Source organism: Heliophilum fasciatum (assembly GCF_004341395.1).
Lineage (GTDB): Bacteria > Bacillota > Desulfitobacteriia > Heliobacteriales > Heliobacteriaceae > Heliophilum > Heliophilum fasciatum.
Genome location: NZ_SLXT01000001.1, coordinates 175,051 through 196,214, shown reverse-complemented (window position 1 = coordinate 196,214; position 21,164 = coordinate 175,051). Strand labels below are relative to the sequence as shown.

18 protein-coding genes are annotated in these 21,164 nt (G+C 48.6%); 8 read left to right on the top strand and 10 right to left on the bottom strand.

The window, feature by feature from the left end:
• Positions 1 to 283 precede the first annotated feature (283 nt).
• The 4 genes from EDD73_RS00915 (at position 284) to EDD73_RS00900 (ending at position 3,058) form a co-directional block, all read left to right on the top strand.
• Positions 284 to 796, top strand: a complete 513-nt coding sequence (locus EDD73_RS00915) for a YbaK/EbsC family protein (protein WP_243116743.1) — start codon at positions 284 to 286, stop codon at positions 794 to 796.
• A gap of 491 nt (positions 797 to 1,287) precedes the next feature.
• Positions 1,288 to 1,911 carry a hypothetical protein gene (locus EDD73_RS00910; RefSeq protein WP_131917800.1) on the top strand — a complete coding sequence of 208 codons (624 nt, stop codon included), beginning with the start codon at positions 1,288 to 1,290 and terminating at the stop codon, positions 1,909 to 1,911.
• Positions 1,908 to 2,819 carry a 4Fe-4S binding protein gene (locus tag EDD73_RS00905; protein ID WP_243116742.1) on the top strand — a complete coding sequence of 304 codons (912 nt, stop codon included), beginning with the start codon at positions 1,908 to 1,910 and terminating at the stop codon, positions 2,817 to 2,819. Before EDD73_RS00910 ends, EDD73_RS00905 begins: the two co-directional genes overlap by 4 nt.
• A 23-nt stretch (positions 2,820 to 2,842) precedes the next feature.
• Positions 2,843 to 3,058 (top strand): hypothetical protein, encoded by a 216-nt coding sequence (locus tag EDD73_RS00900; protein WP_131917799.1) that lies wholly within the window; start codon positions 2,843 to 2,845, stop codon positions 3,056 to 3,058.
• 118 nt (positions 3,059 to 3,176) lie between these two features.
• Here the strand turns inward: EDD73_RS00900 and EDD73_RS00895 are convergent, their stop codons facing one another.
• From EDD73_RS00895 to sigI, 4 genes are all read right to left on the bottom strand, one after another.
• Complete coding sequence (locus EDD73_RS00895) at positions 3,177 to 3,923, bottom strand: N-acetylmuramoyl-L-alanine amidase family protein (RefSeq protein ID WP_131917798.1); 747 nt, start codon at positions 3,921 to 3,923, stop codon at positions 3,177 to 3,179.
• Positions 3,924 to 4,228: 305 nt separating this feature from the next.
• Positions 4,229 to 4,777, bottom strand: coding sequence for an NADH peroxidase (locus EDD73_RS00890; protein ID WP_131917797.1), 549 nt, complete (start codon positions 4,775 to 4,777; stop codon positions 4,229 to 4,231).
• A gap of 166 nt (positions 4,778 to 4,943) precedes the next feature.
• Positions 4,944 to 6,020 (bottom strand): anti-sigma-I factor RsgI family protein, encoded by a 1,077-nt coding sequence (locus EDD73_RS00885; protein ID WP_131917796.1) that lies wholly within the window; start codon positions 6,018 to 6,020, stop codon positions 4,944 to 4,946.
• Positions 6,013 to 6,804 (bottom strand): RNA polymerase sigma-I factor, encoded by a 792-nt coding sequence (gene sigI / locus EDD73_RS00880; protein WP_131917795.1) that lies wholly within the window; start codon positions 6,802 to 6,804, stop codon positions 6,013 to 6,015. Before sigI ends, EDD73_RS00885 begins: the two co-directional genes overlap by 8 nt.
• A gap of 114 nt (positions 6,805 to 6,918) precedes the next feature.
• Between sigI and EDD73_RS00875 the strand changes: the two genes are divergently transcribed.
• Complete coding sequence (locus tag EDD73_RS00875; RefSeq protein WP_131917794.1) at positions 6,919 to 7,929, top strand: hypothetical protein; 1,011 nt, start codon at positions 6,919 to 6,921, stop codon at positions 7,927 to 7,929.
• A 73-nt stretch (positions 7,930 to 8,002) separates the two neighbouring features.
• Positions 8,003 to 9,097, top strand: a complete 1,095-nt coding sequence (locus tag EDD73_RS00870; RefSeq protein ID WP_131917793.1) for a Gfo/Idh/MocA family protein — start codon at positions 8,003 to 8,005, stop codon at positions 9,095 to 9,097.
• Positions 9,098 to 9,304: 207 nt separating this feature from the next.
• Here EDD73_RS00870 and EDD73_RS00865 read toward each other — a convergent pair whose 3' ends face one another.
• The 5 genes from EDD73_RS00865 to EDD73_RS00845 all read right to left on the bottom strand — a co-directional run bounded on the left by EDD73_RS00865 (position 9,305) and on the right by EDD73_RS00845 (position 17,529).
• On the bottom strand, positions 9,305 to 10,867 hold the full coding sequence (locus EDD73_RS00865; protein ID WP_131917792.1) for a divergent polysaccharide deacetylase family protein: 1,563 nt from the start codon (positions 10,865 to 10,867) through the stop codon (positions 9,305 to 9,307).
• A 76-nt stretch (positions 10,868 to 10,943) separates the two neighbouring features.
• The gene (locus tag EDD73_RS00860) at positions 10,944 to 11,636 is read right to left on the bottom strand and encodes a TVP38/TMEM64 family protein (protein WP_165876235.1); all 693 of its coding nucleotides are present in this window, start codon (positions 11,634 to 11,636) and stop codon (positions 10,944 to 10,946) included.
• A complete protein-coding gene (locus EDD73_RS00855) occupies positions 11,626 to 12,294 on the bottom strand; it encodes a DUF16 domain-containing protein (RefSeq protein WP_131917790.1) in 669 nt (222 codons plus the stop codon). The genes EDD73_RS00860 and EDD73_RS00855 overlap by 11 nt, the downstream gene beginning before the upstream one ends.
• A gap of 163 nt (positions 12,295 to 12,457) precedes the next feature.
• Positions 12,458 to 15,118, bottom strand: a complete 2,661-nt coding sequence (locus tag EDD73_RS00850) for a histidine kinase N-terminal 7TM domain-containing protein (RefSeq protein ID WP_131917789.1) — start codon at positions 15,116 to 15,118, stop codon at positions 12,458 to 12,460.
• 167 nt (positions 15,119 to 15,285) lie between these two features.
• Complete coding sequence (locus EDD73_RS00845) at positions 15,286 to 17,529, bottom strand: histidine kinase N-terminal 7TM domain-containing protein (RefSeq protein ID WP_207668765.1); 2,244 nt, start codon at positions 17,527 to 17,529, stop codon at positions 15,286 to 15,288.
• Positions 17,530 to 18,010: 481 nt separating this feature from the next.
• On the opposite strand from EDD73_RS00845, the gene EDD73_RS00840 reads away from it, so the two are divergent.
• Both EDD73_RS00840 and EDD73_RS00835 read left to right on the top strand, forming a co-directional pair.
• Entirely contained in the window at positions 18,011 to 18,496 is a 486-nt protein-coding gene (locus EDD73_RS00840; RefSeq protein ID WP_131917787.1) for a hypothetical protein, read from the top strand.
• A gap of 154 nt (positions 18,497 to 18,650) precedes the next feature.
• Complete coding sequence (locus EDD73_RS00835; protein ID WP_131917786.1) at positions 18,651 to 19,223, top strand: hypothetical protein; 573 nt, start codon at positions 18,651 to 18,653, stop codon at positions 19,221 to 19,223.
• 637 nt (positions 19,224 to 19,860) lie between these two features.
• On the opposite strand, the gene EDD73_RS00830 is transcribed toward EDD73_RS00835, so the two are convergent.
• Entirely contained in the window at positions 19,861 to 20,970 is a 1,110-nt protein-coding gene (locus tag EDD73_RS00830; RefSeq protein WP_131917785.1) for a clostripain-related cysteine peptidase, read from the bottom strand.
• Between the last annotated feature and the right edge of the window lie 194 nt (positions 20,971 to 21,164).

Below are 21,164 nucleotides of genomic sequence, written 5' to 3'. Positions count from 1 at the left end.
CTTAATTTTAAAATGTATACGACGAAGTTCCATTGCGTTCCCAGCTTTTTAGGCGTTAATCATCGATAGGATTATTGTACCTGCTAATCTGCCGGATAAGTAGCGTTTTGCCACGCGTTTTTATATAATCGTTATGTCTTTGCATAGTTACCGCTAGAAAAAAGATCAAGGTTCCGTTATAGTCGACTATAATCGAATCAGGCAATGAATACCGATGAATACTGGTGAATACCGATGCCGGCGGAAGTATGTACTGTAAAATTAACGCGTAAGGGTGGCTCTGGTGAGTGTGTGTACGGTGAATGAAAACAGTGAAGCTTTTCAACGGGTGATGGCGTATTTAGCGCCTTTCAACTTAGGGTTAACACCGAAACTTTTTGATGTATCCACGGCCAGCGCGGAATTGGCGGCGCAAGCTGTTGGTGTACCGGTGGGGGCGATTGCCAAAACCATTTGTTTTGAGGTCAAGGGCCATCCAGTGCTGGTTGTAACCAGCGGTGATGTTCGTGTGGATCAGAAGAAGCTTAAAACGCTGGCCGGCGGCAAAGCGAAGTTTGTCCAACCGGAAAAAGCACTGGAGTTGACAGGATATCCGGCAGGTGGTGTTTGCCCCTTTGCGTTGCCGTCAACGGTGCGCATCTTTATCGATGAGAGCTTACAGCGCTTTCCGGTGGTTTATGTGGCGGCCGGGACAGCCAACTCGGCGCTGCCGATCACGGTGGAGCAGTTGCAGGTGACGACTGGTGGGGAAGTGGCCGATTTGACGGAGTGGCATTCAACAGAAGGGTTGATTTAACGTATTGGTCCAGAACGGCGAGTTGGGAAATTGAGTCTGAAAAAGTAATTCGTTTCTTTCAGATTGTTTTCAGTTTCTCCGGGTATACTGGACGTAACGAAAGAAATCAACAATCTGTTGGGAGTGAATCGTATGATGAAGAATAAAACCATAGGCCAAGGCGTAGCGAATATGTTGTTGGCGGTCGGGATTTTTGCCTTTGTCGTTTTGTTGACGGGGCTCCCGGTAGGTCTGACACGTTTGCTGGGGTAGAAACAACTATCAATAGGTCATTTTTGAAGATGATGCATAAAATCAACTATCCAAATCGATATTGACAACAATCTTCGCGATGTTATAAAATTAGTCCCAATAGGGATGGCAAGAATTTAACAATTCATCGTTAAAAAGTAAAATGCTAACCAGAAAAACTGGAGGCCGTGAACGCTCTTGAGCTATGTGCAAAGAGAGGGTTCGCGGCCTTTTGTTATTTCAAAGAAGGAGAATTATGGATGACAGAAACGAGATCAAAATCCCCAGCAATCGGGAAACTCTTTGGCTCTACGAAGATAACATGGATCCTATTATTCATCGCCATGGTATCCCTTACGCTTAGTGTAGGGTACTACAAGAAAAGCTTAAATGCCGAAGGTGCAACGGTCGAATTGGAGTGGCCCAAGAGCACCGCGAAGGCGGTTGTTCTCGACCTTGCCGATCAGGGAGTGGCCAAACAACTGGTGCAACCGGACAAAGTGAGAGCCAAAATCAGCTACTCCAACAAAGGGGACAACCCCATTGCCGATCTTCAGGTTCAAACCGGTGAACTGTCGACGATCAGTCAGATCACTGCCAATTCCAGTGCCTTTGACAAGCAGACCGGTACATTGAATCAACTCTTGAATCCAGGTAATAAACTCTCGTTAACGCTAAGCATCGATTTACCGCCGGGGGCAAGCGATGCCCATGAGGTGTATGCAGGGGAATTACGCTTTGTGGGAACCGAAAAAAGCACTTCCTATGGGACAGTGTCCATCCGGATCATCAACAGCCGGTTGCCGGCAACGGATCCGGGGAAAGAAAATCGCTCGAACCAAAGTGACACAGGTTCGGAACACCGAGGAGGACATAATCATTGAAACTTCCATTTAAGATAAACAAAGAGAAAACCTCTTTGCTGCACCGGGGGATCTGGTATGCAGTGGGCTTGCTGCTTTTCTTCGCCCCTTTTGCTTATTATGTGAGAGGCGTTAACTGGCTCCTGGGCACGGCTCAGAATGCAGGTGTCCACTCGCCTTGTTTTCGGATGCCCATTCAAAACCTCTTGGAGGGAAAGGGCCTGCAAATCCTCACGGTAGGCGGTCTCTCGACGATTCTCTTAGTACTGTCAGCATTGCTTGTGGGGCCTTTTTTCTGTGGACGGCTCTGCGCTACCGGTGCGTTGCCGGAATATATCGGCCGACTGGTGCCGGATGCATGGAAAATCAATCTACACCAGGAAATCAACCCTGTACCGATTCGCTATGGCTTTCTGGTGGGCTTTGCTCTTACGCCTTTTTTTGCGGGATCCATCGCCTGTGCATTTTGTAACTTTACTTTAATCGAACGGTTGACGACCGGTGGCTTATGGGGGGACGTAGGATACCTTGGTTCCACGACCATCATTACCGCTATTATCTGGTTGCTTCCCTTAGGCATCTTTGCGCAAGGCGGACGCGGTTTTTGCAGCTTTCTTTGCCCGGTAGGAGCCGTGCAAAGCGCCATTCACAGCGTCGGGCGCCGGTTGGGTTTTACTTATAAGCTTAAGCTCGCCAAGGCTGCCTGTGTTTCCTGTTCTGCCTGTGTCAAAGCTTGCCCGATGGGTGCTCTCCGGCAAGAGCATGGGGAGCTTCACTATCAGGTACATACCTGTGTCACCTGCCGCCACTGTGTAGCCCTATGCCCAACGAAGGCGCTCACCTTTGGCACAGGAGCTCATGGATGGGGCGAGTCGGCCCCTGAGCAAGAGCCGGCTGTCCAAGTTCAACTGATCAAGGAAAAAGCATGAAGCTAGGTGCTAAGGATGGTTGGTTGACGGGGTTAGGAGCAGCAGGCATCGCGGCGCTGACTACCGTGACGGCTGCCGGGGGAGGATGCAGCGGGATTTGCGGCTCCTGTGGCGTTGCTTGTTTATCGGCGGCAGGCATGCTCACAAGTGCAGGATATGTGCTTGCCCTGCGATCCCGTAAGAACCTCTCAAAAAGAGATGATGTGGACGGAAAGGCGAGTTCCGATGAGCCGTTATGAACAATGAGCCATTATGAACAATAAAGCAAATCGCCCTTTGTCGATTTCCCTCCATGGGGAGCACGATAAAGGGCGATTTTTTTCGTATTCGATGTTATCGTATTTGATTTTGATTGATTTATTTAACTGCTTTGAACTTGGTGTGATAACGATAAAGAATGGTCAGTGATACGATGGCATGTTCGTAGTCGCCGTCGCTTTTGGGGTTGATTAAGCCGTGAAGTAGGCCCCATTCGATGATCGCTTGTTTTTCCTTGGCCCAGGCATCTTGGTTGCTCCCAGGGGATACCGGTTTGCCGATGGTATCGCCGATTCCTTTGGCAATGGCTAGGGCCATGTTTTCCTGGAACGCTGTTGTATTCAGCATGGCTTCTTCTTGTGGATTCGAAATAAAAGCGCATTCGATCAACAAGGCCGAAGCCGTGGTCCACCGGAGGACATAGTAATTGGCTTCCTTGTCGGGATCGCCATCGGAATAGTCTGTACGGATCGCCAACGATGGAAAGGATTCTTTGACTCGGTCATGGATACCCGTGGCCAAAATATCCCCCAAGCCTTGCCCGGGAAGTGTGTAGAAGGAACAACCATTGGCACTGGGGCTGGTGCTGGCATCGGCGTGGATGCTGATGACGTAATCAGCACCGGTGGCATTGATGGTTTCGACCCGTTTGCGCAGATCGGTCATTTCGTTCGGGCCGAATTCCACATCACTTTCCCGGCTGAGCACGGTGTCAATGCCTGCGGAGCGTAAGATGCGGGCAGTTTTCTGAGCGATGGCCAGGTTGATCACGGCCTCTTTGGTGCCTGCAGGGCCGATTGCACCGGGATCGCGACCGCCATGACCAGGATCAAGGCAAATTTTCAAACGGAATCATTCCCTCCTTGTTTTTTGCCGGCCCAAGAAGGTGCTGACCGGCATCAACCCAAGCATAGGAACGAGCGAAAGTGGCAGCGATTGGGTTGCGGTGGAAACGGTGAGAGAAGCGCATTGGGTTGGGGCTATATTATATTCGCTGAAAAACGGCGTTGTGACAGGAGCAGACTGCTTCCATCTTGCGCCATTTTCGGGACAATCACGCTGGCGAAAGGGCTGGAACAATGCTATTCATTCACACAAACAAGCGGGTCACCGGATGTTCCGGTGACCCGCTTCGCGCGTAACAATGCGATTTATTTCGAGAAGAAACGGTCAAGCAGACCTTTGAAAGCTGCGCCGTGACGGGCTTCGTCTTTGCACATTTCATGAACGGTGTCATGGATGGCATCCAGGCCTAATTCTTTGGCCTTTTTAGCGATGGCCAGTTTGCCTTGGCAAGCGCCGTATTCAGCTTCTACACGCAGCTCGAGGTTCTTTTTCGTCGAGTTGGTGACGACTTCGCCGAGCAGTTCAGCGAACTTCGCAGCATGTTCTGCTTCTTCAAAAGCGATACGCTTGTAGGCTTCGGCCACTTCGGGATAGCCTTCGCGATCAGCTTGACGGCTCATCGCCAGATACATGCCGACTTCGGTGCATTCACCGACAAAGTTCATTTTCAGACCTTCAAGTACTTGAGCGTCAACGCCGGCGGCTACACCGATACGATGTTCGTCTGCCCACTTCAGTGCGCCTTCGACTTTTTCTTCAAATTTATCAGCCGGAGCTTTGCAGGTGGGGCAGAATTCCGGTGCGCTGTCACCTTCATGGACGTAACCGCAGATCACGCAAACAAACTTTTTCATTCATGTACCTCCTAAATATTATATAGAAATCGTAACGATAACTCTTTCTATATAGGAGGCGAAATTCCTGCCAGCTTGGTCAGATATTTTTGTAGGATTGTCCAAGGAAGCTGTTCTTCTGGGTATTGAGGAAGATAGAGGGCAATGGAGACGGTAGTTCTACCGATTATTTCGATTGCTGATTTGACTTTTCCTGTTTTTCTTTGTTGGGATTTTGCGCTTTTTTTGAGGGATGACCACGCTTTTTATCAGTGGGCATGATGGTTTTCTTTGCGAAGGTTTGATTGTTAATTGCTTCAGATTGAAGAGGATTCTCGGTAGGGGCTTGTTTGTGCTGTTTGTACTGAGGAGCCTTGAGAGGGGCCTGTTTGTACTTTTTCTCCGGTTGCGGGATCTGTTTGTTTTTGGTGAATTCCTTGGTCATCCCGTTATGGTCCTCCGTGGTTGTTGAAGGTTCTCGGGGCGCTGCAATTGCGGAAGAACGATTTGTTTCATTGAGGTCTTTGCGATCTTGGATGTTCTCCGGATTGTCAGTGTTTGTCTTTTTTTGCTTCGCCTGACGATGCAGATGTTTTTGGAGCGTGTCGGCCGACAGGGGCGATGAGAACTGTGTTGGGGCTGCCGGTGGTTGCAACTCGACCTTGGCTTGTTCCAGTGTATCTGCTGTGATGAAACCGGTTGACATGGCTTCGTTGGCGATCGCGATCAAAGCCTCATCAACAGGTAGCCCCTGAACAGCGACTTTCTTAAGTAAGGTATCGCCTTCGGAAGTATCAGCTTTTGTGCCGACGACACAGCCTTGTTCATCAGTCAGTAATTCAAATTTGGCGCCCATATCGACAATGACGGAAGCGATGGCCGGTTGCGTCGAAAATTGATTAGGCACGGTTAAACTGAGTGTAAGAACGAGAAAAAATAGGGCTGCAGCGGCGAGATGACGGGAATGCCGGGGGAGTTGGGAGAGCCGGGAATGCCAGGAGAGCCGGGAGAGCGTGGCCATAGACGCCGTGGGCAGCAGCTTATGGATTTTTTGCGATAAGGCCGTAAGCAAAGGCTGATGGGGGGAAGGGGCCGAGGCTACAGGAGAAGGTAGGGGTAGGTCAGAAGGGACGTGGATCAGCAGCGTTTGGCCGGGACGAATCGCTCCTGCCGGTTTATGAACTTGAAGAAAGTCTCCGGCCTGGCTGACGACAACCAGATCTTGTTCATTAACCTGGATGACCATCACTGGCGTCTTATCCATGAGCGTACCTCCGTTCAGTTTCCTCCGGCAGGGTTAAGAAAGAGCGAATAAAGCGGAACTCATCATCGGCAAGCACGATGGCTACGGCCACGATGTAGCGCCGGCCGTTCTCCAGCACTTTGCGACTGAGTCCGGTAGCCGGTACCAGTTCTTTCATCGGAACTTGGCCGGTGGCAAAAAAGCGTTTTTTTAATGGGCTGTTGTTCACTAAGGTTTGAGCGGCCTTGATCAAGTTGGTTCGTGTATCGTGATGCTTAGGTGAGTCTTTTACCAGTTCAGCCAGGGATATGCCAAAGTCGTTGAGGGCATCAACAAAAAGGCCCATGGACAACTCCTGTTCTTCGGCATCGCGGGCGGCTTGGTAGGTGGCGGAGAAGGTGAGTTGTTCCAGGCGGTTGCCTTCATCCTCGTCGGACAAGCGATCGAGCGAGATGTGCTGAAAGCGTTTTTCCCGGCGAAAGTGATCGATCAAGCGAGATTGAATGACGCGATAGGCGTGGGTGGTAAAAGCGGTGCCTTTGCCCGATTGATAGGTATCGATTGCTTCGTTAAAAGCTAACAAGGCGATGCTTAATTCGTCATCATTGTCCCAATCTAAGGCCCGTTTGCAGATCCGGGAAGCCATTCCGGCAATCCGGTGGCGATAAGTTTGAATCAATTGTTCTCGTGATGTTTCATCGCCGGCGTTAATCTGGGCCAGCAAATCAAGTGCTTCCGTAAGCCCACCTCTTTTCGGACCGTATACTTTGGTATCCGAAAATGAGGCAGCCTTTAGCGGGGTCATTTGCTGGAAATATCTCTTAAAAAAATTCTTTTTGGCTACCCCCGCAAAAATACCTCGTAGTTACGGATGAAGCGGTGTCAGCCTCAGCAAAAGAAAAAAAGGAGATGGAGAGCAATGAAACGCACGTTTACACAAGCACTGGCCGGTATTCTCATCATGGGGGTGGCTGGTGTAGCTAGCGCCGCTGTGACCAGTACCCTGTCGGACATCACTGGCGACACAACGACAAAAACTGTGCAAGCGACGGGGACAACGATTGAGACAGCCACCGGGACAGCCACCGGGACTGATGGCGAAACGACGACAGGCACAACCGCGGATAATACCGATGCAACAACTACAACCGGTACGGACGCCGACAGCAATACAGATGGAGCAACCGAGGCAACGAACGGTGGTAATAGCGACACAACGACAGGCACCACGACCAGCGGTGATAGCGATACAACGACCGGCAACACCACTGGCGGCGATAGTGATACAACGACCGGCAACACCACTGGCGGCGATAGTGATACCACGACCGGCAACACCACCGGCGGCGATAGCGATGCAACGACCGGCAACACCACCGGCGGCGATTCGAATACAGGTACAACCACCGATACCACGACCGGTTCCGATGATCAAGCAACCGAAACGAATGATGCAGCGCTGGAACTGCTGGTGCGTGGTTATTTAGGTGCATTAGCGACCGATGGCCAAGTGAAAGCGATGGTCGCGCTTTGCCAGGAGTTTGGATTGACGCCGGCACAATCGGAAGCGATGCTCAAAGCGTCCGTGCAGTATAAAATCAATCCCGGCCAAATGAAACTGTACCTGCGTAGTCAAGGTGCTTTGACGCACATGAGCAGTAAACAATTAAATCAAACTGTGCGCGATCTGCATCACAACATAAAATTTCAACACAAACTTCAGGCCAAATCTCAGTTCACAGCGCAACCTCAAGTCGAATCGCAGATGAAGTCCCCATTCACAGCGCAAGTTAAAGCCCAGACGATCTCTCCAGTTACATCACAATTCAAATCCCAGACGATCTCCCAAGCGGCATCGCAAGTCAAAGCCCCAGCCAAATCACAAGGAAAAAAGTACAATAGCAAAAAACACAATAGCAAAAAGCATTAAATGTTTTTCCTGCATAGGCGAGGCCACCCTTTCTCACACTAGTATCAAACGGAAATAAATTGAGGTGGCCACCATGAAAATGCTGAACGTCGGTATCGTCGGGACAGGCATGGCTTTTGAGCGATTACATTATCCGGCTTTCCAAAAGCTTACCGATCGCTACAAGATCGTGGCGCTTTGTGACCGAGACCTGCAAAAAGCCAAAGAGTGGGCCCGACGCTTGCAACTGGGAGATGACGCAGTTTATAGCGATGTGCGGCAGATGCTGGACCGTACCGATCTGGACATCGTCGACATACTTGTGCCGATTGAATTGAATTTTGAAGTGACCGAAGCAGTTGCCCAACGTTGGCGCGGTCAGAAAAAAGGAATCATTTGCGAAAAGCCGTTGGCCGCGACCTTTAAGCAAGCGCTGGCGGCACGGGAACTGGCCCAAAAATATAACGTCCCCATCATGATCGCTGAAAACTATCGTTACAACGAAGAAAACAATTTAATTCGTGATTTGGTGCGCACTCGCAAGATCGGAGATGTGTTCTACTTTATCTTTAATCGCGTCGTTGATTTTCCCCATGACATGTGGACCAATGACTTTACAGCCCGCGAATGGCGCCAGCACCCGCGCTTTCCCGGTGGCGCGTTGTTGGATATGGGTGTTCATGACATTGCGGCACTGCACCACATCCTGGGCCCAGTGGAAAAACTACAAGCCTTTGGACGTCCGCAAAGTGATGACTTTTCTCCCTACTCGGTCGTCATGGTGAATATGCGCTTCCAAAGCGGTGTTATCGGCAATTATGGTTTCTTTTGCGCCGGCAAGGAAATGCAGCGTCCCTTGATTGGGTTGCGGATCTTTGGTTCTGAAGGAATGATTTATCTCGAAGAGCGCGAATGCGGCACTGTTAATGTGGCGCTCAATGACGGGCGACAAGAGCAAATTCCCTATACGCCCAAAAAAGGCTATGAAAATGAACTGATCAATTTTCATCAAGCTTTGACCGGAAGCGAGCCGATCAGCGTTACGCCCGAAATGGCCTATGGTGATATGCTGGTGATTGAGCAGATCCTGCAGTCGATCCGGGAACAACAGATTTTGTCGGGCGACGAAGGTGTTGTTTACTCGCCACTGTATCCGCCGCCGGGAGAACAGCCGACTTATATGCAGTAACGAAGGGGCCAAATAAGCCGAGGGGACCGAAGGAGTCGAAGGAGTCGAAGGAGCCAAAGGAGCCAAAGGAGCCAACGGAGTCGAAGCAGCTAAAAGAAGCAAAAAAGGCCACCGGATGATCCGGTGGCTTTCGGCATTTAAAAATCTTGGAAATACCTATTGTGGCTTGTTTTATCTTTGATGAGCGCTGCGTAGCGGTAGGGGCGCCTATTTGGCAATCTTCGATATGGGAACAAGTTCAATGCCCATCGCTTGAATTTTGGGCAGTGAATCGCGGATCGCCTTCACCGTGCTTTTTCCGCCGTCAGGACCGACATGGCCGATGACGACGGCGTTGCCGGTTCTTTTGGCGTCTGCCGCTGCAGCCATCAAGGATTGCACGCTCGATGCATAATTGTGCTCATTATCAATGAAGAAATCCCTGCACGCAAAGGGTACGCCGAAATTTCCGGCAGCTTTGCTCATTTGGCTGTTTTGCGAAGTGCTGCTATCGACAAGTAGCCAGTCATTTTCTTTAGCCTGCTCGGCAATGACGCTCATCACGCGGGTGTCGGCGGTGGCCTTGGAACCCATGTGATTATTCAGACCGATGGCATGGGGAACAGACGCTTTCGCTTCATTGATAATTTTGCGGATCTGGTCGTCAGCCAGAGCGGTCGTGATCGTATTCGGCGTATAAGCGGTAGATACGCTTCGCTCCGCTTCCAGTGATAAATGAATGAGCACCTCAAAATTACGTTCATGGGCTAAGGCACTTTCTTTGGCGGAAGCATGCATAAAGGGCATGATGGCCACCGTGATTGGGCAACCCAACTCCAATAACTCGTTGGTACCGTCGGCGTTATTGCCTAAGTCATCAATGATAATGGCCATCTGGGCCAGTTGGCCGGCATCGAGTGAAAAATAATAGCCGGCACCGTAGGCAATTCGCTCGGTAAGGGCTTTTTGAAAATCCGGTTGCAGAAACAATGCGCGGTCTTTTTCATTCGAAAGGAAGCCCATCTCCAACGTTACCGATGGCAATGGCGATTGCCGTAAGACGGGGAAATTTCCGTCGGCCGGCTTATGTTTGTAGATATCTCCAGCATTCACGTAGCGAGAATAAAAGGCGGTTAATTCTTTTTGCAAGACATCAGCAGCTTTTTGCGATTGCGTTGCAAAGGAGTTGTTTTGATCATAGAGCAGCAGGGAGCCACGAACTTTATTGTTTCGGGAGGTTCCCATGTGCAGGCCGATCAAGAGATCGCCCGGTGTGTTATTGGCCCAGGCAATCCGTTGATTGATGGTGGATTGATTGCTATCCATGGCGTTGGCAGCGGCACTGCTCGCAGCTTGATCGGCATCGCGGCTCAAAAACACGGCGGCCCCGTGATGCTCCAGTACGGTTTTCAACGCGCGGGCAACTTCTAAATTTATGTCCTTTTCTTGCGATTGCGTGCTCCCGGCTCCGCTGTCACTGCCGCCGTGACCGACATCCAGGAGAATGCGTTTTCCTTGTAGGCTCTTGTAAGGCAGAGCGAGATCCTTGGGGGGCGGTGCGCTATCCGGTGATTCCCGAGACAGTTCCTGGTCTTTTGCCGAAGGTTCCTGATCTTTATCCGGTGATGGTGTGGAAGCGTCGGGCTGGAAAAGAGAAAAGTTCTTGGCTTTATCGATAAGCGACAGTGATTGTTCCGGTTGGTTTACTAGTGCCCAACCCACAAGAGACAGTACCCCAGCGACAAGGACGAGCCCAAGGATAAGTAACCGAGGAAAAGCAATTCTTTTCATCGTTGCGCCTTCTTTCCAGCGACGGGCGTGAAAAAGAGGATCATGACATTGTAATCCTTATGCCTGGGCGCAGTGATTATGCCGGAGGCTCTTGATTGGTTTTTCGATGATAGCCTTTCAGTACAAGAAAAATCAACCCGGCAACGGCCAGCGCTACTGCCAGCCGCCCGGCGTTGTCGGCGGGGTTCCACATGTCATGGCCGATGATGACTTCCAGCACCAAACTGGGTGCTTTGCCGATGGCGGTGCCCAGAGTGAAGGAAGCGAAGGAAACCGAACTGAGGGCGGCGGCAAAATTAATGACCCCGGAAGGCACAAGTGGGGCCAGGCGAAGGAGGATGATACTGACGAGGCCGTGTTGGGAGGTCCAGGCGTCGAGCTTGGCCAGCTTTTCTCGTTTCAATAGCCACTGCGCGGCCCAGGAGCGGCCGTAGTAGCGGAAGATGGCAAAAGCGCAAATGGCGCCGGCCACTTCGCCGGCCCAGGCAATCAGGAAGCCGCCTAGCCAGCCAAAGACCATCACCAGTACGCCTGATAAAAAAACGCTGGGAATAAAGCCGAGGAAGTTTTGGAGAACTACCAGGGCAAAGGCGACAATCCAAGCGAGCCAACCAAAAGATTGCAGATCGGCAATGACAAGGGAGGCGTCACCGGCGGTGAAGTAGAGGAGCAATCGTTGACCGGCAGGGGTAACATATAGGCCTGCCAATAAGGCGAACAGCAGAACGCCGAGGGCGATGTTGAGGTACGAGCGGTTTTTATCTGGCATCGCGTAAATTATTGATTTCGGTTTCATGTTTGCTTACCCGGAAGAGGAGATCGCATAGAACAGCTTTGGTTTCTTTCTGGTTGGCCACGACCTCATCAAGCTTGTCTTCAATGCGGTCAAATCGCGCATCGATCGATTCCTCACCTTCGGCAAATCGAAGGGCGGAAAGAGTATACAAATCGGTTAGCTTTCCGTCCATTTGGTCAAAGCGCTCGTCCATTTTATCGAACTGTTCTTCGACTTTATCAAAGCGCTCATCCATTTTATCAAGCCGCTCTTCGACTTTATCAAAGCGCTCGTCCATTTTATCAAGCCGCTCTTCGACTTTATCAAAGCGCTCGTCCATCTTATTAAGCCGCTCTTCGACTTTATCCAGACGCCCTTCGACTTTACTCAGCCGCTCTTCGACTTTATCCAGACGCCCTTCGACCTTACTCAGCCGCTCTTCGACCTTATCCAGACGCCCTTCGACTTTACTAAGCTGCTCTTCGACTTTATCGAGTCGCCCTTCGACTTTACTAAGCCGCTCTTCCACCTTGTCGAAGCGCTTCTCAACGAGGTCAAAACGATGGTTCGTCTCGGAGCGCAGTTGGGCCTGTCCTTGTTCAAGGTGGGATAATTTCTCGATAACTAATCGTTGAAACTCTTGATTCGTCATTTTTTTCCTCCTAACGGAAGTGCTAACCTTACTCATCAAGGGTGGATAAGTTTCCCATCAACCTGGTCAACGTCTCAATGGCTCCATTATAGCTTTGTTCTGAGTGGGAGAAAAGAAGCTTGAAAAATAACCCACCTTGATAACAAGGTGGGAATGATATCGATTACTCTTCGTTGGCCATCATAAACGATGGATTTTGTAACAGGCGGTTTAATGTCGCGATGACTTCATGATAGCTGTGTTTCAGATTTATAAAAATTGTATTTATATTGTCGATTTGCCTCGAACGTCCCAATTGCTCCATGCGCGCACACAACGTGGAAAAGTTGATCGCACCGATATTCGCACTGCTCGATTTTAAGGCATGACTGGCTTTTTCAATTGCTTCGGCATCGAGCCGTTCTACGGCATCGTTTAGATCGTTCATGATACGTTGCGATTCATCCACGTAGGTTGGAATTAAAGCGTCAAGAAAAAGAGCCATTTCATCATCTGGCAAACCGAGGAGTTCTCTTAATGCGTCCATAGAAATGACGGAAGAATCGCCCACGGAAATATTGGAGCGGGCAGAAGAATAGGTCTGTAATTGTGATTTCGCTTGTGTTGGCGGTGGAAGCCAACGCTCGATGACGGCCAGCAGTTGGTTCTTATGTAAGGGTTTCGTCAGGTAATCATCCATGCCTGCTTGGATGCATCGCTCTCGATCACCTTGCATCGCCATCGCCGTCATGGCGATGATCGGTACATGCCGGGTAGTTCCGGTTTCAGCTTCCCGGATGATCTGGGTGGTTTGGAAACCATCAAGCTCCGGCATTTGGCAATCCATGAAGATAAGATCAAATTCCTTTTCCATCGTGGCTTCGATGGCGAGCATACCGTTGTCCACAACGGTGACCGTTAATCCCAGCTTGCTTAGAAGCACCTGAGCAAGTTTTTGATTTACTTCGTTATCCTCGACCAGTAGTACGGAACCGGTAATATTCTGCAAAGGGGCGCCTGTGCCAGCTACGCAATCATAGTCACCGTTCGAATTATGATCAACCATGGCACGCAGCGCAGAAGCGGGAGTGGGAGAGAGCTCAAAAGGAATGGAGACCCAAAAGGTCGAGCCTTTGCCGATTTCACTGGAGACGCCAATCTCCCCGCCCATCAGATTCACCAGTTTTTTGGATATGGCCAAGCCAAGTCCGGTACCGCCAAACATGCGCGAAGTCGAGGTATCGGCTTGCACGAAGGGCGTAAAAAGATGCGCAATCGTTTCTTTTTCAATCCCAATTCCAGTGTCGGTGACGGTGAATTCAATCCACCAGCGTGTTTCATCACTGGATTTCAGAACCGCATTGAGCGCAACCTGACCGGAGTTGGTAAATTTAATCGCATTACTGACAAGGTTAAATAGAATTTGCCGTAACCGAGACGGATCGCCCCGTAGCATGTGCCTGATGTCCGGTGAGACCGAGGTGGATAAGGTGAGTCCTTTTTCAGCGGCTTTATTGGCAAAAAGTTTAGCGATGCTGGTAACGGTTTCGTTGATATCGAGATCGATAATTTCCAGATCCAGTTTGCCTGATTCCACTTTCGAAAAGTCTAAAATATCATTGATGACATTCAGAAGAACGCCGGCCGATTCTTGAATTACGTTAGCGTATTGCTTTTGTTCTTCCGTCATCGTTGTTTCCAATATTAAATCGTTCATGCCGATAATGCCATTCATGGGCGTACGGATTTCATGACTCATCATGGCGAGAAAATCACTTTTGGCCAGATTGGCTTTTTCCGCTTTGGCGATGGCCAGCGTTTTCTCTGTAATATCGCTTAACAAAAGAGCCTTGCCCACTTGTCCGTGATCACTGTGAATCGGTGACAGGCAGGAGGAAAAGTAAGATGTTCTTTGATCAATGGTTACTTTGATATCAGTTTCGGCAGTGCCTGAGTCGACTTGCCCGATGAGAGGAGGGTAATCACCGAGTACTTCTTTGATAGGTTTGCCCAGTTTGTCGGCGGTCAAATGAGGAAGAAAGGAAGTGGCGGCCGGATTAAATTCAATAATGCGATCCAAAGAATCGAGAATAATGACACCTTCCCGAAGACTATCGAATATTTGCTCGTGGGCAACCGGCGTCAAATCAAAAAAATGATATTTGGCGAGCGGTATGGCATGCATTAAAACAGCAAAACAAATGGAAACAGGGACCAAATCTAGGTGCAGGGGAGTTATCCCGACATCATAAGCTATATTCGCGATGGCGGGAACCAATGTACCGATAAACATGTAATTGATGCTTTTGCGATAATTGGCTCCTACCTTGCTGTGCAAACGAATTAACAGTAGAAATCCGGCAAGAAGGCACAAATTCATATAGGTGATGCAAATCAAATTCAGCCAAGTTCTTTCTTTTTCTACGAATGAAATAAGTCCATCAAAATGGAATGTTAACGCAGAAAAATACAAATGATGGTAACCGTTTGTGTAAAAAAGGAGCAGAGTAATTGTGGGTATAATAAAAAGCCCTGTGATCGTTTTTTTATTGAGATAGTGTTCAAGCCGGCAGTAATGGGTGATCATCATCAGCCAAAAAACAGGGATGAACGGACTGGCCAGAAATGAAACATTCCACCAGAATTGGTATTCAGCAATTGACTTACTGGTGATGACAAAAGCGTAGCCAAATGCGTAGAGGCTGGAGGAAAAAGCCAGCCCAATGTAAGCATTGACACCGATGTTTTTGGGATAGGAAATGTAGGCATAAAATCCGATCAAAAAAGCACTGAGGCTGGATAAGAAAATAAGAGATTTTAAAAAATAAAGGATATGAATATCCAATTATGCCTACCTCCTCACATCTGGATGGTATGCTATATAAGGGAAAATCGGCATTGATTTTTCTATGTGATAAAAACAACATTCGTCATAAAGGATGGATATCCTGCTAAAGAGAGGCAAATCGTTATGGCCATGGCGGGATGCTCCTGAACGTGGGCAACGTGATGCTATGACGCTTCCGGGCCGTGGGGAAGCCAACGTTTGATCATACTAACCAGATGGTACTTATTCAATGGTTTTGGAATGTAATCATCCATTCCGGCAGCGATGCACCGCTCGCGATCGCCTTGCATGGCCATAGCGGTCATGGCGATGATCGGAACGTGCCGGTGGGTTACCGTTTCCGCGTCGCGGATGATTCCGGTTGTTTGAAAACCATCGAGTTCCGGCATTTGACAATCCATAAAGATCAGATCATAGTTTCGATCTTGATGGGCTTTAAGGGCTTGCTTACCGTTGTCAGCAACGATGACGGTTAAACCCAGTTTGCGCAGGAGGATCTGGGCGAGTTTTTGGTTCACTTGATTATCTTCAACAAGCAACACCGTACCGGCGAACTTCTCCCCAGGAGCGGTCATCTCTCTTGGGGCGATGGTGATATTTTTCGTAGGAGAAGCATCCAGTTCAACCAGGGAGGAACGTTCGGAATGGTTCGGAACCTCAAAAGGAATGGAGAACCGGAAGGTCGAGCCTTTGTCGATTTCACTGGAGACACTGATGTCTCCCCCCATGAGATGAACAAGATTTTTCGATATGGCCAGGCCAAGACCTGAACCGCCATAAACGCGTGCCGTTGATGTGTCGGCTTGAACGAAGGGGGTAAACAGATTGGCCATCGTCTCTGGGGACATGCCAATGCCGGTGTCGATGACAGAGAAATCGATCCACCGGCTCGTTCCATCGCTTGACTTCAGATCCGCAAGAATCGTAACCTGACCGGAATGGGTGAATTTAAGGGCATTACCGATTAAGTTAAATAAAACCTGGCGCAGTCGCGTGGGATCGCCTTCCAGCACGGGAGGAATATCCGGTGCGATCGATACAGACAGGGTAATCCCTTTTTCGGTCGCTTTGCTCGCCAGTAGGTTAGCGGTACCAGTAATTGTTGTATGGATATTAAAAGGGATATGCTCAAGTTCGAATTTACCAGATTCCACTTTGGAGAAATCTAAAATATCATTGATAACATTCAGCAGAACTCCGCTAGATTCATGGATTAGAACCGCGTACTCCCGTTGCTCCGGAGTCAGTTTGGTTTCCAGCATCAAGTTGTTCATGCCGATAATGCCGTTCATGGGTGTGCGAATCCCGTGGCTCATCATGGCGAGAAAATCACTTTTGGCGCGGTTGGCTTCGTCCGCTAGCGTAAGGGCTCGGTTTTTTTCTGTAATGTCGCTTAATGAAATGACTTTGCCCCATTGAGCGCCATGAAGGCGAATCGGTGACAGGCGAGAGGAAAGGTACGATGGATTCGGATGATTGGCGATATTAATGTCTGTATCAGTATTTCCCAAGGCCACTTGTCGGATCAGCGCCGGGTAATCGGTAAGCACATGACCTAGGGGTTGGCCGATCGGAGCAGAACGCAATTGCGGAAAGAAAACAGCAGCGGCCGGGTTATACTCAATAATTCGATCGGCAGAATCAAGAATGATGATCCCTTCGCGGATACTGTTCAATACTTTTTCATGAGCAACCGGTATAAACTCAAAAAAATGGGAGCGGAAGAGCACCTTAGAATGGAGTAAAACAGTAAAAAAGGTTAATACTGGAGCCAATTCAATTTGTGGTGGAATCATTTTGGCGAGGTTAACAAGGTTGCCGAGCGTAGGTATGACGGGACCTAAAATCATATAGGTAATGCTTTGGCGATGACTTGCTCCGATCTTGTGTTGTAATCGAAACAACATGATAAATCCAGTAAGAAAGCAAAAATTTTGGTAATAAGCCAGCAGAGCATTGGCCCAGTTTCTTTCTTTAATTGCGTACACAAAAGAACCGTTGAGATGGAAGGTTATATTAGAATAAACCCAATGATGATAATTGTTAGTGTAAAAAAGCACCGAAATTATGAATGGCACGATAAAAAGTGCGGTGATGGATTTTTTGTTCAGGTAGTGATCAAGACGGCAATAATGCATCGTTGTAATCAGCCAAAAAACAGCGAAGTAGGGTATGGTGAGATGGGAAAAATACCACCAAAAACGGTACTCTTCGATGGATTCACTGGTTGAGACGAAAGCGCGTGCAAATGTATAGATACCAATGCAAATACAGTAACCGATATAGGCATTTACGCCAGGATTGCCGCGGTATTTGGTATATGCATAAATTCCGAGCGAAAACGCACCAAGGCTGGCTAACAGCGTGATAGCTTTAAAGAAGTAATATATATAAATATCCAATCGCAATCCATCCTCATACATAAGTTGTTGTATGCAAAATAGAGATTAGACTTTTATTGGAATAGTTCGTCATTTATAGATAGTATCCTGCTTTGGAAAATGTTATTGAAGTCGGATTTTCTAACCAACGCTGCAATGTCACAATGACTCGAGGTAGTATCCTGCCTTAGACATACAAATCCTAACTTACTGCGGATGAGGTATCAACTTAGAAAAAAGCATCACCCTTTATCTGTACTCCTCAGTTGGGTGCACAGTAATTCGCCAGTTGATAAATTTTTCCTTTTTTACCCCGTAATATTCGAGGACTTGCCGTTGTCGGAGTGATTCCGGCGACCTTTTGTCGCATGGATCTTTATGGTAATTTAATGCCGGAACCAGGAACACCTTTGTGGCAAAGTAAATACCATGTATGGAAACCATTACCTTAAAAGCGAGCTTGCTCAACAGGTACTCGCTTTGCAACGTAAGAAGGGAGCTGTTTTACTTGCCACAACCATGTCCAGAAACCGCGTTGTTAACTTTCACTGATCAGGCCGGGGTGCAGCAATTCCAATATCAGTTTACTTTTGTGGGTGTCACTTATGACTCCGCGACGGGCTTCTCTACGTTCACGTACAATGTCTGCAAACCCGGTACCGATTCGACATTCAAAGATCTCAGCCATTTTGTAATCGGCTTTTCTCCTGATTGCCCCATTCAACTGACTCCAAACCAACCAGGTGTTGAATTTGTAAATCCTGATCCGACAACAGGTGCTGTGGGAATCAAAATAGACACACCTGTAGCCACGGCTGTATGCCCTCTCGTAAATACCTACAGTTTTACGCTGAACGGTTTCGCTGATGTGGGCCCCGTTACCATTACCGCCAAGGATGGTGCCCAAGGCGGGATACAATTCTTCACGTCAGGTACAATTTGCGGACCGATCTGTACGCCGGTACCGGGTGCTCGCGGTTTCCGATTACAGTAATCAAAAGTATAAATTTTTTCGCCAATCCGCTGGGAAATTCCAGCGGATTTTTTTGTTCCGGAACCTATTTTGAGGAAGAAAACAGGTGACCAACAAGCGGCAACAAAACATATACTATCGCGTAAAGTCCTCGTCAGAGAGAGGGGGGGAATCTATGAACTGCCTGACACCTGATGTCACAACAACGGCCCGCGTAGGGCCCAATGATATATCAACGGTAGAAGTTGAAATTCCTTTCATCACGCCCGATCGTGGGGAGGTTCTTATCGAATGTTGTGTACTTCTCCGTCAGACGATTTGTGGTGAAGTGCCTGCATTTCTTTTCGATGATAAAAAAGAAGAATGTATTGGTCCTGAAGTCAGAATCATCGTCCCTGTTTTGTTGTTTCGTGCGATTGCCAGAGAAGTATGCCGAAAAAAGTTCAAGATTTGCGCGATTCCCAAGTCAGCCGTCATCATTGACTGTCTCCCGATGAATATATCGGAGACCGTAGAGGTTATTGGTCCTGCGGCACCGGAGTGCAACCGGAAAAATATCAAAGTTTCAATTCGGTTTGACCTCGTATTGCTACTTTCATTTATGGTCGAGGGAAGAAAAAAGATTATCTCTCGACAGCTTTGTGATATCAATTGTGCCGTTTACTTTTGTGTGCCTGAGCCCCAAGCAGGCGATTTAACGGCCCGGGCCACGGTCACTTGTCACCCTATGTGTGATAAGGCTACATGATCAAAAGCGGCGGGAGCTGCTTTTTTTTTTGCGTAAAGCCGGCGGGTATCTGCTAAATAAAGAACAAGGATACCTCAAGCAACTGGAACTAACTGGTATTTGCTGAATACCATGACATCGAGAGCAAAAGCTTTAAAATTAGAACGAAGGATGGTGTTTTTACGATGGGTCTTCTCGATAAAACAACGTGTGTACCCATTACCGTAGACCCTAATAAGGTGGTTTCGCAAACGTTTACCTTGGACGGCGACACCACACGCGCAATCAAGCTGCAAATTAACGGAGGGGATTGTCCCGATGCGTTCAGAAATGGCTGTTTTTGCTTCCTGATTGAGGTGTATAAGCAACCAACGATAGGTACAGATACCCTTACAGAAGATCCCCCGCCACCGCCGCCGCCGTTTAATGTATTGGTTGCCTTTAAGTTCTGGCGGTGCAGCCAGTTACCCACCGATACAATTGTCATTCCGATTTGCGAAACGGTTTGCGGTCCCGTTGCGTATTGCATCAAGATACACGTTTCTGAATGTGCTCCGGGCAGATGTTCTGACTCCGTTGCCCTTTAATTGCTTTTTTTTAAGACCAAGTAATAAACGGGCCGCCTTGGCTGGCAAGGTGGCCCGTATTCCTGAAAGAATCAGTTTCCCATTCGCTGAGGCATTTCGATCGTATCCCAAAGCGTTAAAGCTCCCCGAGACGTTGAGGCACCACGCACCATCCCTTGCAACTCAAGCCACGAGTTCTCTTGTGCGAAAAGTAAATGTTCATAGTAGGGCTGATAAAAGTCAGCTATTTCTTTTTCACTTGTACTATTGAGCGTGAAATAGGCAGCTTTATTTTCGGGAGGCAGATGTCCCAAAAGCATCCGGCTCACCGGGGACAATTGATCAAACAGAGGAAGCCACGCCGGAACTTCTGATGCTACGGGGTGACCATAAGGAAAAATTGTTATTGTATGCTCCTTGATCAGGCTAGGAGGAATGCCTTGGGCAAGTTGAGTAGGTGCAAAATCTGCCGTAATTTTTTTGATCTGTTGTAACGGCTCTTGAGCAGGCCGGACGTAGATGTAGCCGAACTGCGGCAGTATGTGCGGTAATTGTTCATTGAGTCCCCGCTCGAGTCTGCTAAATAAGGAAGCCCGATCATCGTCGTAGCGATGCGCAGAGACTAGCTGCATGAAGTCCGGCAAGGACAAGCCTCCGGGAGGTGTATCACCGTAGGACAGCAGCAGATGTTCGATACTGGGGCAGTAATGGTGAAATTCCAGAAGTGCTTCCAGGCTGTTCATATAACAGGTATCAAAGACGATGCCAGCCAATTTGGCCCCGCTGTCAACTATCGCTTTTTCAATTACCCGGCCCAAGCTTTGTAGTGTCATCATCGGGCGCATCGTGGGAGTCATTGTCGGCAAGATACCCAGCCAGGCTAACCCGTGACCTGACAAGATCAATAGTTTTTGCTGCTTGGGAAACGAATGAAAAACCCAAAGCAGAAAGTCATAAAGCGAGCGCGGTTCGGCCATGACCATGTCATCAAAGGATTGAACAAGATGCAGATCTTTACCTTCCTTGCGATACCTCGATACGGGCAAACGTCCTTCCGCAGTAAACGTCGATCCTGACTGAATGGCCATGGCGCAGGATGGATCTAACGTGGTCTGAGCGATTTTTTGCAAGGAACCGGCCACAGCATGGTTAAGATTATTCTGACCATTGGCATATAGGGCAACGACCCATTGCTCCTCCATCGTGTTTCCCCGTTCCTTTCATTGTAAGTTTTTCATTAGCATAGAGAAATCTTATTATTTCAACCTATGCGACACTTACTTCCGCTCATGACCGTTGCTCCAACCTCCCCAAACCTGACGACTTATTACCACCCATTAATGCTATAATATATTTTTAGTTTTACCCCTTTATATGATTACAAAAGCAGGACGTA

Excerpts from the sequence above, each read along its gene's own strand:
- EDD73_RS00910 (WP_131917800.1), top strand. The coding sequence starts at position 1,288 with ATGACAGAAACGAGATCAAAATCCCCAGCAATCGGGAAACTCTTTGGC.
- EDD73_RS00890 (WP_131917797.1), bottom strand. The coding sequence starts at position 4,777 with ATGAAAAAGTTTGTTTGCGTGATCTGCGGTTACGTCCATGAAGGTGAC.
- EDD73_RS00885 (WP_131917796.1), bottom strand. The coding sequence starts at position 6,020 with ATGGATAAGACGCCAGTGATGGTCATCCAGGTTAATGAACAAGATCTG.
- sigI (WP_131917795.1), bottom strand. The coding sequence starts at position 6,804 with ATGACCCCGCTAAAGGCTGCCTCATTTTCGGATACCAAAGTATACGGT.
- EDD73_RS00875 (WP_131917794.1), top strand. The coding sequence starts at position 6,919 with ATGAAACGCACGTTTACACAAGCACTGGCCGGTATTCTCATCATGGGG.
- EDD73_RS00870 (WP_131917793.1), top strand. The coding sequence starts at position 8,003 with ATGAAAATGCTGAACGTCGGTATCGTCGGGACAGGCATGGCTTTTGAG.
- EDD73_RS00865 (WP_131917792.1), bottom strand. The coding sequence starts at position 10,867 with ATGAAAAGAATTGCTTTTCCTCGGTTACTTATCCTTGGGCTCGTCCTT.
- EDD73_RS00860 (WP_165876235.1), bottom strand. The coding sequence starts at position 11,636 with ATGCCAGATAAAAACCGCTCGTACCTCAACATCGCCCTCGGCGTTCTG.
- EDD73_RS00855 (WP_131917790.1), bottom strand. The coding sequence starts at position 12,294 with ATGACGAATCAAGAGTTTCAACGATTAGTTATCGAGAAATTATCCCAC.
- EDD73_RS00835 (WP_131917786.1), top strand. The coding sequence starts at position 18,651 with ATGAACTGCCTGACACCTGATGTCACAACAACGGCCCGCGTAGGGCCC.
- EDD73_RS00830 (WP_131917785.1), bottom strand. The coding sequence starts at position 20,970 with ATGGAGGAGCAATGGGTCGTTGCCCTATATGCCAATGGTCAGAATAAT.